Annotated in this window: 14 protein-coding genes and 3 tRNA genes; 10 read left to right on the forward strand and 7 right to left on the reverse strand. The window is 59.8% G+C overall.

All coding sequences use genetic code 11. The features are described from left to right. The first annotated feature begins 154 nt into the window (after window positions 1–154). The 10 genes from FY550_RS04145 to FY550_RS04190 all read left to right on the forward strand — a co-directional run bounded on the left by FY550_RS04145 (window position 155) and on the right by FY550_RS04190 (window position 9,553). Window positions 155–2,041: a hypothetical protein gene (locus tag FY550_RS04145; RefSeq protein WP_070975870.1), complete on the forward strand. Its 1,887-nt coding sequence runs from the start codon at window positions 155–157 to the stop codon at window positions 2,039–2,041. A gap of 157 nt (window positions 2,042–2,198) precedes the next feature. After that, complete coding sequence (locus FY550_RS04150; protein ID WP_070975872.1) at window positions 2,199–2,693, forward strand: CinA family protein; 495 nt, start codon at window positions 2,199–2,201, stop codon at window positions 2,691–2,693. Between the two features lie 166 nt (window positions 2,694–2,859). After that, window positions 2,860–3,945: a recombinase RecA gene (gene recA / locus FY550_RS04155; protein ID WP_149054376.1), complete on the forward strand. Its 1,086-nt coding sequence runs from the start codon at window positions 2,860–2,862 to the stop codon at window positions 3,943–3,945. A 97-nt stretch (window positions 3,946–4,042) separates the two neighbouring features. Continuing rightward, window positions 4,043–4,507 carry a regulatory protein RecX gene (locus tag FY550_RS04160; RefSeq protein WP_070975874.1) on the forward strand — a complete coding sequence of 155 codons (465 nt, stop codon included), beginning with the start codon at window positions 4,043–4,045 and terminating at the stop codon, window positions 4,505–4,507. Between the two features lie 217 nt (window positions 4,508–4,724). Then, window positions 4,725–7,334 carry an alanine--tRNA ligase gene (alaS, locus tag FY550_RS04165; protein ID WP_070975876.1) on the forward strand — a complete coding sequence of 870 codons (2,610 nt, stop codon included), beginning with the start codon at window positions 4,725–4,727 and terminating at the stop codon, window positions 7,332–7,334. A gap of 72 nt (window positions 7,335–7,406) precedes the next feature. Beyond that, window positions 7,407–8,657, forward strand: coding sequence for an aspartate kinase (locus tag FY550_RS04170; RefSeq protein WP_070975879.1), 1,251 nt, complete (start codon window positions 7,407–7,409; stop codon window positions 8,655–8,657). Window positions 8,658–8,834: 177 nt separating this feature from the next. Next, window positions 8,835–9,032, forward strand: a complete 198-nt coding sequence (gene csrA, locus FY550_RS04175) for a carbon storage regulator CsrA (RefSeq protein ID WP_070975882.1) — start codon at window positions 8,835–8,837, stop codon at window positions 9,030–9,032. A 115-nt stretch (window positions 9,033–9,147) separates the two neighbouring features. Further along, a tRNA-Ser gene (locus tag FY550_RS04180) sits at window positions 9,148–9,240 on the forward strand. Between the two features lie 88 nt (window positions 9,241–9,328). Continuing rightward, window positions 9,329–9,405: transfer RNA gene (locus FY550_RS04185), tRNA-Arg, on the forward strand. Between the two features lie 71 nt (window positions 9,406–9,476). Next, window positions 9,477–9,553: transfer RNA gene (locus FY550_RS04190), tRNA-Arg, on the forward strand. Between the two features lie 46 nt (window positions 9,554–9,599). On the opposite strand, the gene FY550_RS04195 is transcribed toward FY550_RS04190, so the two are convergent. The 7 genes from FY550_RS04195 to FY550_RS04225 all read right to left on the reverse strand — a co-directional run bounded on the left by FY550_RS04195 (window position 9,600) and on the right by FY550_RS04225 (window position 16,643). Continuing rightward, window positions 9,600–10,631: a tRNA dihydrouridine synthase gene (locus tag FY550_RS04195; RefSeq protein WP_233350270.1), complete on the reverse strand. Its 1,032-nt coding sequence runs from the start codon at window positions 10,629–10,631 to the stop codon at window positions 9,600–9,602. 146 nt (window positions 10,632–10,777) lie between these two features. After that, complete coding sequence (locus FY550_RS04200) at window positions 10,778–12,265, reverse strand: tripartite tricarboxylate transporter permease (RefSeq protein WP_149054377.1); 1,488 nt, start codon at window positions 12,263–12,265, stop codon at window positions 10,778–10,780. Between the two features lie 42 nt (window positions 12,266–12,307). After that, entirely contained in the window at window positions 12,308–12,835 is a 528-nt protein-coding gene (locus tag FY550_RS04205; protein WP_084387904.1) for a tripartite tricarboxylate transporter TctB family protein, read from the reverse strand. Beyond that, window positions 12,832–13,839 carry a tripartite tricarboxylate transporter substrate binding protein gene (locus FY550_RS04210; RefSeq protein ID WP_084387905.1) on the reverse strand — a complete coding sequence of 336 codons (1,008 nt, stop codon included), beginning with the start codon at window positions 13,837–13,839 and terminating at the stop codon, window positions 12,832–12,834. The genes FY550_RS04205 and FY550_RS04210 overlap by 4 nt, the downstream gene beginning before the upstream one ends. Window positions 13,840–13,972: 133 nt before the next feature. Further along, window positions 13,973–14,506, reverse strand: coding sequence for a chromate transporter (locus FY550_RS04215; RefSeq protein WP_070975888.1), 534 nt, complete (start codon window positions 14,504–14,506; stop codon window positions 13,973–13,975). Then, window positions 14,503–15,069, reverse strand: a complete 567-nt coding sequence (locus tag FY550_RS04220) for a chromate transporter (RefSeq protein WP_407657385.1) — start codon at window positions 15,067–15,069, stop codon at window positions 14,503–14,505. The genes FY550_RS04215 and FY550_RS04220 overlap by 4 nt, the downstream gene beginning before the upstream one ends. Window positions 15,070–15,080: 11 nt before the next feature. Then, a complete protein-coding gene (locus tag FY550_RS04225) occupies window positions 15,081–16,643 on the reverse strand; it encodes a gamma-glutamyltransferase family protein (RefSeq protein WP_149054691.1) in 1,563 nt (520 codons plus the stop codon). Window positions 16,644–16,694: the final 51 nt, after the last annotated feature.

Here is a 16,694-nt window from a genome sequence, read left to right on the forward strand (position 1 = left end):
GTGTATTGAAATATTGCCGCGGATTGCAGAGGTGTAAGCCAGGTAAATTACTGTATGAATGTACAGTTTTCTGTCCCACCCTGAAGTCGTGTCCGGACACGACAACGACTGCCGACACGAGCCGGCAGGTAGCGATACGCACAGGGAGACTGTAATGACTGCACAGCCACAGCAATATAATGCCAGCAACGCACAGGTTACCGTGACCATCGAAGAGGGCGAAAAGCCGGGGGCCACTGCGCGGCTGGTGGAAAATATCGATGCGCTTCGGCAGACCACACCCGAAACCGCCGGCGAGCGGGTATGGGTCGAGTACCATACCGTACGTGGTTACGGGGGCGGGCTGTTCTATCACGAGCCTGATAACGTCACCAGCCGGGATGATGGTGGCGCCATGATCGTGACTGAAAACGGCGATCGTTTTCGCCGTGAATGGGGGACGAAGGAGAAGGGCGATGTGTTGCTGTGGGGGGCCGACCCTACCGGCACGCTCGGCTCGGCCGAGGCGGTGCAACGGATCGTCGATTCCGGATTGACCGGTACCATCGTCTTTCCCAACGAAGGCGTCTTCGTGATCGAGCGCACGGTAAGCATGCAACCGGTTTCTTCCGTGGCCAATGACGGTACGGTGAAGCGCCAGGGCGAGGCCCGTATGATCCTGCGTTCAAGGATGTGGTCGCACTTCGGTTACTTCCGTGACCGGGCGGCAATCAAGCCGGGGCCGGAAGTCAACGGTGCCATGTTCACGCATGTTTACATGGCGGAAGGCCTGGCCTTCTTCGGCCCGGATGAAAAGCGCGATGGGCATGCGTATCACGCCCTGGAGCTGGACGGTTACGTCAACAAGGTGACCCGCTGCTCGTTCAATATGCCCAATGACGGCATCGTGACCTGGGCGGGAGCCAACATTGATATTGTCTATTGTCACTTCATTGGCTGTCAGAACGCCGTGCGGACGCATGGGGAAGGCGAAATCGTCACTACCTATACCTTCACCGCCAATCTCTGTCAGTACGTTGGCCACCTGATGAACTGTGCCGGGCAGCTTTGGGGCTCACAGTTCAACAATAACACCTGGGAGGCGTGTAGCGGCTCCATGGTGGTGGCCCAGGTGGTCTTCAATTGCGGTTTCGTGACCAACTGGATCGAAGGCGGTGGCAATGCGGATGACCCCATTCGCATCATTGATAACACGACTTATCAGCAAAACCGGGAGAACTGGGCCGCTGGTAACAACTTCCACGGTGGTGGCTGGATCAACACCCTGGCGCCTTCGGATCACGAATACAACAACCGCTTTGGCGGAGTGAATCTGGATACCAACAAGGTGATTGTCAGCGAGGCCACAGGGTCGGGTGTTGCGCTTCGAACCGACGGACTCCAGCAGTATCTTGATGAGTGGAAGGGCTGCGTGGAGCTGGGTATTCGCTCGACTTCCAATAAAAACGGCGGCGCCGATATCGGGTTGAACTCGAGCAATGCCATCAACCTGCGTGCCAGCAATGGCTATATCAATATCCGCAAGGGTGATGGTGCAATCAGCGATGAGAGTAACAAACCGATCCTGAATTATCCGGTCAGCAAGCTGCGTGACCAGGAAGTGGACACTGCGCTGCAGCTGCAACCGGATCGCATGAACATGTTCAGCGCCAGAGTGCCGGTGCTGAATACCGACCCATCTGACAGTACTCAGCGCACTGTCCGTCGGGTGCCTTCGGCCATGCCATTCATTATTCACTGGAGCGGTGCCTATACCGCAGGCAAGGGCAGCGACGCCTCTGCCTACTTCGATGTCAGTGAAGTGAAGGACAATGCGATACATCTTTATAACAACCACATGGAGACGCGCAGCCCCAGGCTATGGGTGACCACCAATGATACCGATGCCGAATTCGACCACTGGGAGGTTATCGATGCCTATAGTGGGTCATGGCAAGCCTATGGTGTCTGCAAGGGCGTCAGGCTGTACTTTCGTGAGCGCACTACCGGTGAGTTCACGGTGCCTGACAGCTTTGACATGATGCTGGTCAACGGCTGGTAAACGATCACCGTACCGACATGTATTGGCCCCGACCCGGCTCGGGGCCTTTTTGTGTCTGCATGCCTGGGGTCCGTAGTGAAGAGGCGCGCTGTCGCCGTAGCGGCTGTGCTACTGTATGCACGACAGGATGTAGATCGCTGCCACGAGAATTCGACGCATGATCGATGAAACGATCCGACGCCTGGCAACCTCGCTGGGCGAGCATTGCCGCCGTTACGACTGCCAGGTCGTGACTGCCGAATCCTGTACCGGAGGCGGGGTGGCTGAAGCCATTACTGCCATTGCCGGCAGCTCGGGATGGTTCGAAACCGGGTACGTTACCTATTCCAATGCCGCCAAGCAGCGCCTGCTGGGGGTCTCGGAGGCATCGCTGGAACGCTGGGGGGCGGTCAGTGAGTCGGTGGTTCGTGAGATGGTGGCAGGGGCGTGTCAGGATAGTGGGGCCAGACTGGGGGTAGCCATCAGCGGTATTGCTGGTCCTGATGGTGGGTCTGCCGACAAGCCGGTTGGTACAGTATGGCTGGCGTGGGCGTACGGTGGTCGAACGACAGCCGAGTGCCATGTTTTTCCCGGTAATCGCGACGAGGTGCGGCGTGCCGCTGTCATCAGGTCCCTGGAAGGGTTGATCGAATCTCTCGAAACAGGTGCTTGAAGAATTTTCACCTGAATCATCGGCTGTGCGTTGGCGCTTATTTGTTATAAAATACTGGACAAACATACAGACATTTCGAGCCGTTCGATGACAATTTGCTTCGGTAATCCGGGTGGACCCGGTTGCATCGGACGTCTCCTTCGCCATGAATCGAGAGGAGGACTCCATGGCTCAGGATGAAAATCGCACCAAGGCGCTCAATGCCGCGCTTTCCCAGATCGAACGTCAGTTCGGCAAGGGCGCGGTCATGCGCATGGGCGAAGCCCCTCGGGTCGCCGTCCCTTCGGTGTCGACCGGTTCGCTGGGGCTGGATATCGCCCTGGGCGTCGGTGGTCTGCCCTATGGACGAATTGTCGAAATCTTCGGGCCGGAAGCCTCTGGCAAGACAACCATCACGCTGTCGGTCATTGCCCAGGCACAAAAGCAGGGCAAGACCTGCGCCTTTATCGATGCCGAGCATGCACTTGATCCCACTTATGCCGAAAAGCTGGGTATCAACATTGATGATCTGTTGGTGTCGCAGCCTGATACCGGCGAGCAGGCGCTGGAAATCTGCGACATGCTGGTACGTTCGGGTGGCGTCGACGTGATCGTGGTCGATTCGGTAGCCGCCCTGACGCCGCGCGCCGAGATCGAAGGCGAGATGGGCGATGCCCACGTCGGTCTTCAGGCGCGGCTGATGTCGCAGGCGCTGCGCAAGGTGACGGGGAACATCAAGAATGCCAACTGCATGGTGATGTTCGTTAACCAGATCCGCATGAAGATCGGCGTCATGTTCGGCAATCCCGAGACCACAACCGGCGGCAACGCGCTGAAGTTCTACTCCAGTGTGCGTCTCGATATCCGCCGTACCGGCTCGGTCAAGCAGGGCGACGAGGCCGTTGGCAACGAAACACGCGTCAAGGTTGTCAAAAACAAGGTCGCGCCCCCGTTCCGTCAGGCCGAATTCCAGATTCTCTATGGCAAGGGGATCTATCATGCCGGCGAGGTGGTGGATCTCGGCGTACAGTGCAACCTGGTCAGCAAGGCAGGTGCCTGGTACAGCTATCAGGGCAACAAGATCGGTCAGGGCAAGGCCAATGCAGCGCAGTATCTCGAGGAGAATCCTGAAGTCATGCAGGAGATCGAGGATGCCATCCGCGCCCAGCTGCTGACTGTGCCCGGTCAGAAAGAGAAGAGTGAACAGGGCAAACAGGAAGAAGAGGCTTCGGCGGCACCCGCTGATGCCGATGACCAGGATGAGCTACTGTAGGCTGCAGTCTGACGATATGCCGCAGTAGTAACGGAAAGTGGGGTGTGCGCCGAAAGCGCACACCCCTTTTTCATGCCTGGTAACCGGGAGGGCAAACATGAGTGAGATGCAACGTGATCCGCGCGAGGATGCCATCGTGCTATTGGCGCGCCGGGAGTATTCGGTTGTCGAACTGCGTGAACGGCTGGCACGCCACGAGCATGAGCCAGAGACGATCGAGCAGGTGTTGAATGCACTGCAAGCCGAGGGACTGCAATCCGATAGCCGATTTGCCGAGCAGTTTCTGCGTTCACGGGTTAACCGTTTGCAGGGGCCGCGCCGGATCGAAGCCGAATTGCGCCAGCGGGGTATCGACCAGGCGCTGATTGTCACGACCCTGTCAGAGAGTACAGTGGATTGGTTCGCGCTTGCCTGCCAGGCTTTGCGACGGCGCTTCGATGGACCCGGCAATGATCGGCGCGAGCAGGCCAAACGGCTGCGCTTTCTGGCCTCAAGAGGCTTCGACGGGGAACAGGGATATCACGCTCTTGAGCATGCCTGGACGTCTTCGGAAGAGCTCTGACCCTGCCTCGATTTGACCTGTTATCGGGCCATGGGCGTGCAGGCGCTTTAGTCAGGATGCGAAGTCGTTATACTGTTCGGTTCCATGGACGCTAACATGATGGCGTCATGAACGAATGGTATCCGCGAGCGCCGCTTTAGTAGCGCGCCCGGAGAAGCGCTGCCGACCATTGAACAGCGGCCACGCATCCAGCCCTTCCATCGCTCACGGAACATCTATGAAAAGCGCCGAGATACGAAAAGCCTTTCTCAATTTCTTCGAAGAGCGCGGCCACACCCTGGTACCTTCCAGCTCACTGGTACCGGAGAACGATCCCACGCTGTTGTTTACCAATGCCGGCATGGTGCCGTTCAAGGATGTCTTTCTCGGCCGCGACCAGCGCCCCTATGTTCGCGCCACTTCGGCGCAGCGCTGTGTCCGGGCAGGCGGTAAACACAACGACCTGGACAATGTCGGCTATACCGCCCGCCATCACACCTTTTTCGAGATGCTCGGCAATTTCAGCTTTGGCGACTATTTCAAGCGCGAGGCCATTCAGTATGCCTGGTCATTTCTGACCGAGGTGCTCCAGCTGCCGGCAGAGAAGCTCTGGGTGACGGTGCACCATAGTGATGATGAAGCCGCCGATATCTGGATCAATGAAATCGGGGTGCCAGCCGAGCGACTGGCAAGACTCGATGAAGACAATTTCTGGCAGATGGGGGACACAGGCCCCTGTGGTCCCTGCTCCGAAGTCTTTTATGACCACGGCCCTGATGTCTTTGGTGGTCCCCCCGGCTCGCCCGATGAGGATGGCGATCGCTATATCGAGATCTGGAACCTGGTGTTCATGCAGTACGATCGCGATAGTGCAGGGACCCTTCATCCCCTGCCCAGCCCGTCGATCGATACCGGCATGGGGCTGGAGCGTATGGCCGCTGTGGTACAGGGTGTGCACTCCAATTATGAGATCGACCTGTTCGTCAACCTGATCAAGGCAGCCGCCAGAGCGACCGGGCAGAGCGACCTCGATCAACCTTCATTACGCGTGATCGCCGATCATATTCGCTCCTGCGCCTTCCTGATTGTCGATGGCGTATTGCCCTCCAATGAAGGGCGCGGATACGTGCTGCGACGTATTATTCGAAGGGCGGTGCGGCACGGCCACAAGCTTGGTGCACGCGAACCCTTCTTTCATCAGCTGGTCGCTGCGCTCGATGACGAGATGGGGCAGGCCTATCCTGCCCTGCATGAGCGTGCCGCCCAAATCGAGAAGATCCTGTTGCGCGAAGAAGAGCAGTTCGCGCGCACCCTGGATCACGGGATGCGGCTGCTGGAGGAAGCGCTTGGCAATCTGGCAGGCAATACGCTCGATGGTGGGACCATTTTCAAGCTTTACGATACCTATGGTTTCCCGTTTGATCTGACCGCAGATATCGTCCGGGAGCGCGGCGTTGAGCTTGATGAGCAGGGCTTTGAAAGTGAGCTCGAAGCGCAGCGTGAGCGTGCCCGAGCCGCCAGCCGTTTCGGTGCGGATTACGGTAGCGAGATCAGCATTGCCGGGCGTACCGAGTTTACCGGCTACGATCAGCTGGAAGACGAGGCTGAAATCGTGGCGCTACTGGATGAGCATGGCGCCTCCTGCGAAGAGCTCAAGGCGGGGCAGGAGGGCACCATTGTCCTGTCGCGTACCCCTTTTTACGCCGAATCGGGCGGACAGGTCGGGGATCGTGGCCTGCTGGAAAACGATGAGGCGCGCTTCGAAGTGCGCGATACCCAGAAACAGGATGAGCACCATTTGCATGGTGGGCATCTGAAAATGGGTGTCCTGAGAGTGGGAGATCGGGTGAAGCCGACGGTGACTGCCGAGCGGCGCGAGGCCGTCATGCGCAATCACTCGGCGACCCACCTGCTGCATGAGGCCTTGCGCCGGGTGCTGGGTGATCATGTACAGCAGAAGGGCTCGCTGGTCGGCCCGGATCGACTGCGATTCGATTTCAGCCATTTCGAAGCGATTTCGCCGGAAGCGCTGGCGCAGGTCGAGTCAATGGTCAACGCTGAGATCATGGCCGACACACCGGTGACGACGCGTCAGATGAGCCTGGATGAGGCAAGGAATCTGGGCGCGCGGGCACTGTTCGAGGCGCGCTACGGTGAGGATGTCCGTGTACTGACCATGGGGACCAGCGATTTTTCGATCGAGCTTTGCGGTGGTACCCATGTCGCCCGGACCGGTCAGATTGGCCCCTTTCATCTGGTGGCCGAAAGTGGGGTGGCTGCCGGGGTGCGCCGTATCGAAGCGGTGACCGGAAAGGCGGCACTGACGTACTTTCATGAGCAGGAACAGCGCCTGAACGCGCTCGCGGAACAGCTCAGGAGCCGTCCCGATCAGCTTGAGTCACGCCTTGATAGCGTACTGGAGCGCAACCGGGAGCTCGAGCGCGAGCTTTCACAGCTGCGTGGCAAACTGGCCAGTCGGGCAGGGAATGACCTGGTCGGAGAGGCTACCGAAGTGGCTGGCGTCAGGGTCATTGCCCGTCGACTTGAAGGCGTTGGGGCGAAAGAGCTGCGTGGCATGCTCGATCAGCTCAAACAGAAGCTGGGCTCGGGCGTCGTGGTACTTGGTGTGGCCGGGGATGACAAGGTCAATCTGGTCGCTGGCGTTACGAAGGACCTGACCGATCGTCTCAGTGCCGGCGATCTGATCAATGTAGTAGCCGGCCAGGTCGGCGGTCGTGGCGGCGGACGTGCCGACATGGCACAGGCGGGGGGGAGCAACCCTTCGGCGCTGCCGCAGGCGTTGGATAGTGTGGCTGAATGGGTTGAATCACAGCTCAGGCAAGGCTGAGCCAACAATAACCGCGGCGAGATCGTGATTCGGCCGCTGGAAGGTGACCAACAGGGAGTGACGGATACAGCTATGGCGCTCTATGTACAAAAGTTCGGCGGTACATCGGTAGGATCGGTGGACCGAATCAAGGCGGTGGCCGAGAAGGTCAAACGCTTTCGGGACGAGGGACATCAGGTAGTAGTGGTGGTTTCGGCCATGAGTGGTGAAACCAATCGACTGATCGAACTGGCCGGTCAGATCAACGATGACCCCACACCGCGCGAAATGGACATGCTGGTTTCCACGGGTGAACAGGTCACCATTTCGCTACTGGCCATGGCGCTGCAACGTCTTGGTGTGGCGGCTACTTCCTACACGGGTGCACAGATCGGTATTCGAACTGATAGTGCGCATACTCGGGCGCGTATCCAGCGGATCGAAACCGATGATCTGAAGGCTGATCTTGATGATGGCCAGGTGGTAGTGGTGGCCGGGTTCCAGGGCGTCGATGAGGAGGGCAATATTACCACCCTCGGCCGTGGTGGATCGGATACCACGGGTGTCGCGCTGGCTGCGGCGCTGGGTGCTGATGAATGTCAGATCTACACTGACGTCGATGGTGTCTATACCACCGATCCGCGCGTCTGCAATGCGGCACGGCGACTGGAGACGATCACCGTCGAAGAGATGCTGGAGATGGCGAGTCTTGGATCAAAGGTGCTCCAGATCCGGGCCGTCGAATTTGCCGGCAAGTACAACGTTCCGCTGCGCGTACTGTCCTCTTTCGAGGACGGGCCGGGCACCCTGATCGTGGCTGAAGAGGAAGAGAGTGCCAACATGGAAGAACCGCTGATCTCCGGTATCGCCTTCAATACCAATGAGGCCAAGCTGACCGTACTCAATACGCCCGATGTACCAGGGGTGGCGCTGAAGATTCTGGGGCCGATCTCGGATGCCGGCATTGAGGTCGACATGATCGTGCAGAATGTGGCACCCACCGGTGACTACACCGACTTTACCTTCACCGTGGCCAAGAACGATTTCCGCCAGACTCAGCGTATTCTCGAGCAGCAGGTGCTGCCGAGTCTTGGTAGCGGTGAGGTGCGCGGCGATGACAAGATCGCCAAGGTCTCGCTGGTAGGGGTCGGCATGCGGTCTCATGCTGGCGTGGCGACACGCATGTTCGGTGTGCTTGGCAAGGAAGGCATCAACATTCGCATGGTTTCGACTTCAGAGATCAAGATCTCGGTCGTGATAGATGAAAAGTTCCTGGAGTTGGCGGTCAGGTCCCTGCATACCGCTTTCGGACTGGATCAGCAGAGTATTCAACAGGAAGGGTGAGCGAGCTGGTTACGGCGCCGCTGGAGAGCGGCGTCAGGCGCATGGAAGACATCAATCGGGCGCGATTGGTTAACCCAGGTTGGTCTGGCAGGCGCAGATGACGCATAATGCGGCGCTTGTTTGCCAACTGTTACTCACAATCCGTGCGCAGGCAGTATTACTGAAAAGGAGGTCATAATGCTCATTCTTACTCGCCGTGTCGGCGAAACCCTCATGGTTGGTGATGACATCACCGTGACCGTGCTGGGGGTAAAGGGCAACCAGGTGCGTATCGGTGTCAACGCGCCACGCAATGTTTCGGTTCATCGTGAAGAGATCTATCAGCGCATTCAGACTGAGCGTACCGAGGACGAAACCGGTGGCGAGGAGCGCTGATCGCGCTATCACCGGCTGGAGTGGTCGATAAGTATCTCACGGTTGCCAAAGGAATTTTTATCATTCTCTGGACAGGGCGCGGTCTCTTCTGTAATATGCGCGCCGTACCGATCAAGGAGAGGTGGCCGAGTGGCTGAAGGCGCTCCCCTGCTAAGGGAGTATAGGGTTTATAGCCCTATCGAGGGTTCGAATCCCTCTCTCTCCGCCATTTCGGTAGTGTCGTCGGCGTCGACGTAGCATGTGCTGAAAACAGCATCTCCTGCAAACGCCTTCATGAGTAACGGTATTCCTGTTACGCGCCCGTAGCTCAGCTGGATAGAGTACCTGACTACGAATCAGGTGGTCGGAGGTTCGAATCCTCCCGGGCGCGCCATCATGAATTGCAGTATCCGATATCGACCGATGGCGTGTGACGCCGACAGGTAAATATCGCAGATCTTACAAGCGCCCGTAGCTCAGCTGGATAGAGTACCTGACTACGAATCAGGTGGTCGGAGGTTCGAATCCTCCCGGGCGCGCCAGATTCCGAAAACCCTGCCAAACGGCAGGGTTTTCTCGTTTCCGCCCTCATTGCCGATCAGTCTGAAGCGCTGTGAAAGCCTCTTCTTTCTCTTCTCTCTCGCTGTGATCTGATGGGTTCAGGGTCTGCAGAAATGGAGAGAGCTCACGGATGCGCCGCAATTCGACAAAGCGCTCCGCAGCGTCCCTGTCATGCTGGCGCATGATATTGAGCCACTGCTTGAGCAGGGACACCACCACCTTCTCCGGTACCGACTGACTCGCCTGATACGCATATTCTTTCAGTATCGTACTGCGATCCTGCCAACGAGTGGGGGGCTGATGCTCCCCGGTGGCCTGCCAGTGACGAATGCGGGCTGCCAGCAGTGGGTCGGCCAGAGCCGCACGCCCCAGCATGACATGGTCACAACCGGAAATGGCGCGGGCGCGCTGATAATCTTCCAGCGTCCAGATATCACCATTGACGACGGTCTCGACACTCACATGCTGGCGAATACGCCGCACCCACTGCCAGTAGGCGGGAGGACGGTATCCCTCACGTCGGGTACGGGCATGGACGACCAGAGAAGCGGCCCCGCCAGCCTCAGCGGCCTGGGCGCATGCCACTGCCAGCCGCTTGTCCTCGAAGCCCAGTCGAAGCTTGGCAGTGACCGGAATGCCGCTCCCTTCCAGTGCCCGATGCACACCGGCGACGACTGCTTCGACCCGCTGTGGTGTTTTGAGCAGTGAAGCGCCCCCGTCATGGCGATTGACAGTTTTGGCAGGACATCCGAAGTTGATGTCAATGCAAGGCGCACCGAGCTCGGCAGCCCGGCGGGCATTGTCACCCAGTCTTTCCGGGTTGGAACCCAGTAGTTGCAGATGCACCGGCGTACCGCACGATGTTTCGGCTCGGTGAACCAGTTCCGGGCAGATACGGTGAAAGACCCGCGGTGGCAGCAGCGTATCGGTCACCCGGACGAACTCGGTGACGGCCCAGTCGAAACCGCCTCGGGCCGTCAGCAGATCACGAGTGATGACGTCGATGACGCCTTCCATGGGCGCCAGGCCGATGCGGCCGACAGCAGAAGTGGATGACATGACGTGCAACGAATCGGCGTGAGTGAGCGGTGTGGAGCCGCATGATACATCATGCGGTCACAGACGTTCATGAAAGTGATGGTGTCAGTAAGAGCAGCCGGAAAAAGGCCCGTCAGATGACGGGCCGCACATGGCGAGCGCGCCATTCAGGCAGGGCGATTTCGCCAGCGATGCCGCAGGGTCATCACAATGGAAATGACGGCCAGTGTCAGTAGTGCCAGTGAGATCGGCCGGGTGAAGAACAGGGTCCAGTCCTCGTTGGTCATCAGGGCGCGACGCAGATTGGTCTCGGCGATCGGTCCCAGAATCACACCCAGTACCAGCGGCGCCAGCGGGTAGCGGAGTTTGCTCAGGATATAGCCGAGCACACCGATGCCCAGCAGCAGATAGATGTCGGTCAGACGATTGTTGAGCGCATAGGCACCGATGACGCAGCAGGTCAATACCACCGGCACGATCACGTATTTGGGCACGCTGGTGACTCGCAGGAAGAGCCGCATGCTGGTCATGCAGACTGCCAGCATCAGAAAGGCGGCCACGAACATGGCCAGAAACATGCCATAGACCAGGTCGGCATGATCAAGAATCAACCGGGGTCCGATGCCGATGCCATGAATCATCAGTGAGGCCATCAATACGGCATCCACGGCGCTGCCGGGAATGCCCAGCGCGATCAACGGTATCAATCCACCCCCGGCGGTTGACGAGTTGCCCGACTCCGAGGCAATAACGCCCTCCGGGGTGCCGGTGCCAAACTTCTCCGGCGTTTTCGAGGCCCGCCGTGCCTGATCGTAGGCGATCAGATTGGCGATGCTGCCGCCGGCGCCGGGTACGGCGCCGATGAAAACGCCGACCAGCGATGAGCGCAGCAGCCCCAGCGGGCGCGACAGCGTCTCACGCATGGCGTCCAGCGGACGAAACGAAACATGGCTGGGAATCAGCGCCTTGCCATGTCGGACCTGCTCGGCGTCTTCCACCTCACCGAGCAACTGGCTGACGGCGAAAATGCCGATCAGCACCACCAGAAATGGAAAGCCGGCGGCCAGCAGGTCGGTATCAAAGGTAAAACGGGGCACTCCCATCATTGGGTCAGGGCCGATGGTGGCGAGCAACAGTCCCAGCAGGCCACTCATCAATCCGCGCAGTACCGAGCGCCCCACCAGACTGGCCACCACCGTCATGGCGAACACGATCAGCGAAAAATACTCCCAGGCCCCCAGCTTGACCGCCACCATCGCCAGCGGCGGCGCTGCCATGATCAACACGATGGCGCTGATGACCGCACCAAAGAACGAGGCCCAGACACCGATGGCCAGCGCCCGCCCGGGTTCGCCATTACGTGCCATGGGATAAGCGTCGAAGGTGGTTGCAACCGAAGAGGGCGTGCCCGGGATACCCAGCAGCGCCGCACTGATCAGTCCGCCCGTAGAGCCGCCGACATACACGGCCAGCATGGTGGCGATACCCTGTAGCGGGGGCATCTGAAAGGTCAGTGGCTGGGTCAGCACGATGGCCATGGTGATCGTGAAGCCGGGAATGGCCGCAGCGATAACCCCGGCGATCACCCCGATCAGCATGGTGAGCAGAGTGCTCAGGGTAAAGAGTTGGTCGATGCTGCTGAACAGCGCATCCATGATCGATCTCCCGGAAGCCTTGTTGTTATCGGAAGCGGAGACTCATCCCAGTACGCCGGTGGGCAACATGATGCTGAACACGCTTGCGAACAGCCATGCCAGCCCGAAGGAGAACACCAGCGAAATCGCGACGGCCACCCCCAGGCGGCGTGGCGTGCGGGCGCCCAGCAGGACCTGGGTGAGCAGTAGAAACAGCAGCGAAGCCACTGCAAATCCCAGCCAGGCTAGCGTCGCTATGTAGCCGGCGAAGAGCCCCAGTACGGCAAAGGCGAGACGGTGTTGCCAGAGCCACTGACGTACGGCTGCCTTCGGTATAGCCGCAGATCCTGGCAGCAGACGCAGCTGTTCCACGATGATCGCCAGGTTGAATAGGATCAGCGTACCCAGCACCAGCCGTGGAAAGCTGCCCGAACCCAGCGGTTCCCACATCGAGGCGGGTAGATCCTCGGCGTGCCAGAACAGCAGAGCGAAACCGCCTGCCAGCAGTGCATTGAAGACAATATGTGCCAGCGCGCTGCCGCGTACCCGGTCCGATTCGGACCGGGTGGCAGAGGTATGACCGGCGCTCATTTCTTCAGCTTCCCGGAGAGCCGGTTGAAGGTCTCATCGGTTTCGGAGAGATATTCGCCATAGGCTTCGGGGCCCATGTACTCCACTTCGGCACCAGCGTTATGGGCGCCCTGAATGAAGTCCTTGTCCTGCGACTCCTTTTTCAGAGCCTGCGCCAGAATGTCGATGCGATCCTGCGGCGTTCCTTTCGGTGCGACAATGCCGCGGACCACAGTCAGCTCGATATCGTCTCCCAGTTCCTTGAAGGTCGGAACGTCAGGTGTACGCTCGAGGCGCTTGTCGCTGCCCACCGCGAGAAAGCGCAGGTCGCCGTTTTTGACGAATTCGAGCGATGAAGAGATATCGCCGATTGCAGCGTCGATATGACCGCCGACCAGGGCTCGAATGCGTGCTCCGGTGCCTTCGAAGCCGACATAGTGGAACTGCAGGTTCTCGGCATCCTCGATCAGTGCTGCATCCACATGCGGGACGCCCCCCAGGGTGACACCCATGCGGATATCGCCGGGGTGGGATTTCGCGTATTTCACGAAGTCGCCATAGGTGTGCCACGGGCTGTCCCCGTTGACGACCAGATACTGAGGCGATGCGGTCATGGCCGCCACCGGTGTGAAATCGTCCCAGTTCAGCGGCGTCAAGCCTGTGTCATGGGAGACCAGCAGCCCCTCATGAACCTGACCGACCGTGTAGCCATCGGGTTTTTTTTGACTCAATTGCTTGAGGCCCAGGGTGCCGCTGACGCCAGGCTGATTGATGACCGGCATCGGCTGACCGAGATAGGGTTCGATGTGATTGGAGACGACCCGCATCAGGGTGTCGCTGCCGCCGCCCGGCGACCATGGCACGATGAACTGTACCGGTTTCTCGGGATAATCGGCAGCCTGGGCAGCCGGAAGCGCTGCACTCATGGCAAGGCCGAGCGCCAGGGCCAGCACGAGTGGCCGCGGGGATGTATGCGCTGTATCGCCGATAGGGATAAATCGCTGTTTCAGGGAATTGAATCGCATGGTGTTGTCCTTGTTTGATGGCGGATTGCGAAACGATGCCGTTATGCGTTGTGTTCAGTCTGTTGGTCGTCTTTGTTGAAACCTGCCTCCGATAGTGGATTGTGATCGATGGATTGATCTCTCAGCGGGGCGCTTATCGGCCCAGAAAGAGGGCGCCGTAGCCGAGCCCCAGACAGACCACGAAAGCGGGATGCAATCGGGTGCCCATCAGCAATGCGGCGGCCACCGTGCCGATACCCAGCGTCTGCCAGAGCCCCGGCCCCTGCATGCCTTCGCGAAAGAATGACCAGACCAGCGCGCCCATCAGGACCATGATGACCGGCCGGACCCACTGACTCATCGACTTCACCTTGATCGAGTCGCGAAAGCGGTAGAGCACACCGAGGGCGACCAGCATCAGAATCAGCGAGGGCGCCACGGTGGCGAAAACAGCGATCAGGGCACCGGGGGTTCCTGCCACGTCGAAGCCGATATAGCCGGCCATCTTGGTGGCAATCGGGCTGGGCAATGCATTGCCCAGTGCCAGCGTCTGGGCAAAATGTTCGGCACTCATCCAGCCATAACGCCCGACCACTTCGTTCTCGATCAGCGGAATGATGGCCGGCCCACCGCCATACCCGATGATGTTGGGAATGAAAAAGGCCAGAAACAGCTGCCAGTAGATCATTCGGTTTGGTCCTTCTGGTGGCGGCGAGGTTCGGGGCGCAACAGGGCAGCCATCAGCAGGACCGCGATGACGATGCCCGGGTGTACGCCCAGCCCGAAGATCAGGCCTGCGGCCACCAGTCCCATCAGTGCGGCGAGCCACCAGCCCAGCGATTGCCGCGCCTTCTGCCAGAAATCCCAGGTGAGCTGAATCATCATCACCATGACTACCGGCACCACGCCCTGGCCCATGCCGGCGATCCAGCGCTCGTCGCGGTGCGCCATATAGAGCCCCAGCAGTGCGATCATGGCGATGATGCAGGGCACCATCACAGCGAGGGTGGCATTGAGTGCTCCGATCAGTCCGCCGACACGATGGCCGATGGTGCCGGCCATCTTGGTCGCAATCGGGCCGGGCAGGGTATTGCCGATGGCCAGCACATCGGAGAACTCATCGTCGCTCATCCACTGGTAGCGCTTGACCACTTCTGCGTGCACCAGCGGAATCATTGACGGTCCGCCGCCAAAGCCCAGCAGCCCGATGCGCAGAAAAGCGAGACAGAGTCGCCCCTGGGTATGCAGCATGCCGCTCATGTTCAGAGCACCGCGATGGCAGAGTCGGCGCGCGGCTCGGTACCGCCACAGAGCACACCGCTGGCCGGGTCGCGAATGATGATCTGACCACGCCCGAAGCCGGTAAGATCAAATGCCAGTTCCATGTCGTGGCCGCGCTCGGCCATCTCGCGGACCAGGTGAGCGGGATAGCCATGCTCGATACCGATACGGCGGCCACCCATCCACTGCCAGCGCGGTGCATCGAGTGCCGCCTGTGGATTGAGTCCGAAATCGAGCAGATTCATCACCACCTGCATGTGCCCCTGTGGTTGCATGAACCCGCCCATTACGCCAAACGGCCCCAGCGCCTCGCCATTGCGGGTCAGGAAACCCGGAATGATGGTGTGAAACGGCTTCTTGCCGGGGGCAAGGGTATTGTCGTGATCGGGATCGAGGGTAAAGCCGTGCCCACGATTGTGCAGCGCGATACCGGTCTCCGGCACCACCACGCCCGAACCGAAGCCGTGATAGTTGCTCTGGATAAAGGAGACCATATTGCCTTCGCCATCGGCGGTGGCGAGATAGACAGTGCCGCCGGCCTGCGGTTCGCCCGGCACGGGGTCGATTGCCCGCTCACCGATCAGGCGGCGACGGGTCGCAGCGTACTCATGGCTGAGCAGCGTGGAGACCGGGGTGCGCATGTGTTCGGCATGGGCGATGAAGCGGTGTCCATCGGTATAGGCGAGCTTCATCGCCTCGCACTGGCGGTGCAGTACGCTGACATCATCCCGACCGTGCAGGTCGTTATAGCCGCTCATGATGTTGAGCCCCATCAGAGCCACCAGCCCCTGGCCGTTGGGCGGAATCTCCCACACATCGACGCCGCGGTAATTCGTCGAGATCGGTTCGACCCACTCCGCCTGATGAGCGGCAAGATCACTGGCACGCAGATAGCCACCGGTCTCGCGTGAGAAGGCATCGATGCTTTCGGCCAGTTCGCCGCGATAGAAACTCTCGCACTGCGTCTGCGCCAGTGACTCCAGGGTTCGAGCATGTGCCTCGCTGGTGAACAGCTCGCCGGGTTGCGGTGCTCGGCCGCCGGGCGTAAAGGTATCGAACCACGCCCGGGTCGAGGCCTGGGTGAAAACCGGACGAAAGCGCGCTTCGGCACGCTGCCAGAGTTCACTGATGACCGGTGAGACCGGAAAACCCTCGCGCGCCAGTTGAATGGCGGGCGCCAGCAGTTCGGCGAAATCGAGCCGGCCGAAGCGCTGTGACAGGGCTGCCCAGGCCGAAGGTGCGCCGGGTACGGTGACCGGTGTCCAGCCGTAGAGTGGCATCTCCTTGTGGCCTTCTCCTGTCACTGCTTCTCGGGTCAGGGCGGCTGGCGCCACGCCACTGGCGTTGAGTCCGTGCAGTTTGCTCTGACCGCTGTCATCACGTATCCAGACGAGCGCAAAGGCATCGCCACCGATGCCGTTGGAAGTCGGTTCAACTACGGTCAGGGCGGCCGCCGTGGCAATTGCGGCATCAACGGCGTTACCGCCGCGCGCCAGCATGTCGCGGCCGGCCTGCGCTGCCAACGGCTGAGTGGCGGCGACCATGCCATTACGGGCATAGGTGGCACTGCGCTGAGAAGCGTACGGATTCTGCTG

The organism is Kushneria phosphatilytica, from assembly GCF_008247605.1.
GTDB lineage: Bacteria > Pseudomonadota > Gammaproteobacteria > Pseudomonadales > Halomonadaceae > Kushneria > Kushneria phosphatilytica.

Bases quoted from the DNA above. Each gene is read 5' to 3' on its own strand.
- FY550_RS04145 (WP_070975870.1), top strand. From the start codon at position 155: ATGACTGCACAGCCACAGCAATATAATGCCAGCAACGCACAGGTTACC.
- FY550_RS04150 (WP_070975872.1), top strand. From the start codon at position 2,199: ATGATCGATGAAACGATCCGACGCCTGGCAACCTCGCTGGGCGAGCAT.
- recA (WP_149054376.1), top strand. From the start codon at position 2,860: ATGGCTCAGGATGAAAATCGCACCAAGGCGCTCAATGCCGCGCTTTCC.
- FY550_RS04160 (WP_070975874.1), top strand. From the start codon at position 4,043: ATGAGTGAGATGCAACGTGATCCGCGCGAGGATGCCATCGTGCTATTG.
- alaS (WP_070975876.1), top strand. From the start codon at position 4,725: ATGAAAAGCGCCGAGATACGAAAAGCCTTTCTCAATTTCTTCGAAGAG.
- FY550_RS04170 (WP_070975879.1), top strand. From the start codon at position 7,407: ATGGCGCTCTATGTACAAAAGTTCGGCGGTACATCGGTAGGATCGGTG.
- csrA (WP_070975882.1), top strand. From the start codon at position 8,835: ATGCTCATTCTTACTCGCCGTGTCGGCGAAACCCTCATGGTTGGTGAT.
- FY550_RS04195 (WP_233350270.1), bottom strand. From the start codon at position 10,631: ATGTCATCCACTTCTGCTGTCGGCCGCATCGGCCTGGCGCCCATGGAA.
- FY550_RS04200 (WP_149054377.1), bottom strand. From the start codon at position 12,265: ATGGATGCGCTGTTCAGCAGCATCGACCAACTCTTTACCCTGAGCACT.
- FY550_RS04205 (WP_084387904.1), bottom strand. From the start codon at position 12,835: ATGAGCGCCGGTCATACCTCTGCCACCCGGTCCGAATCGGACCGGGTA.
- FY550_RS04210 (WP_084387905.1), bottom strand. From the start codon at position 13,839: ATGCGATTCAATTCCCTGAAACAGCGATTTATCCCTATCGGCGATACA.
- FY550_RS04215 (WP_070975888.1), bottom strand. From the start codon at position 14,506: ATGATCTACTGGCAGCTGTTTCTGGCCTTTTTCATTCCCAACATCATC.
- FY550_RS04220 (WP_407657385.1), bottom strand. From the start codon at position 15,069: ATGCTGCATACCCAGGGGCGACTCTGTCTCGCTTTTCTGCGCATCGGG.
- FY550_RS04225 (WP_149054691.1), bottom strand. From the start codon at position 16,643: ATGGTCGCCGCCACTCAGCCGTTGGCAGCGCAGGCCGGCCGCGACATG.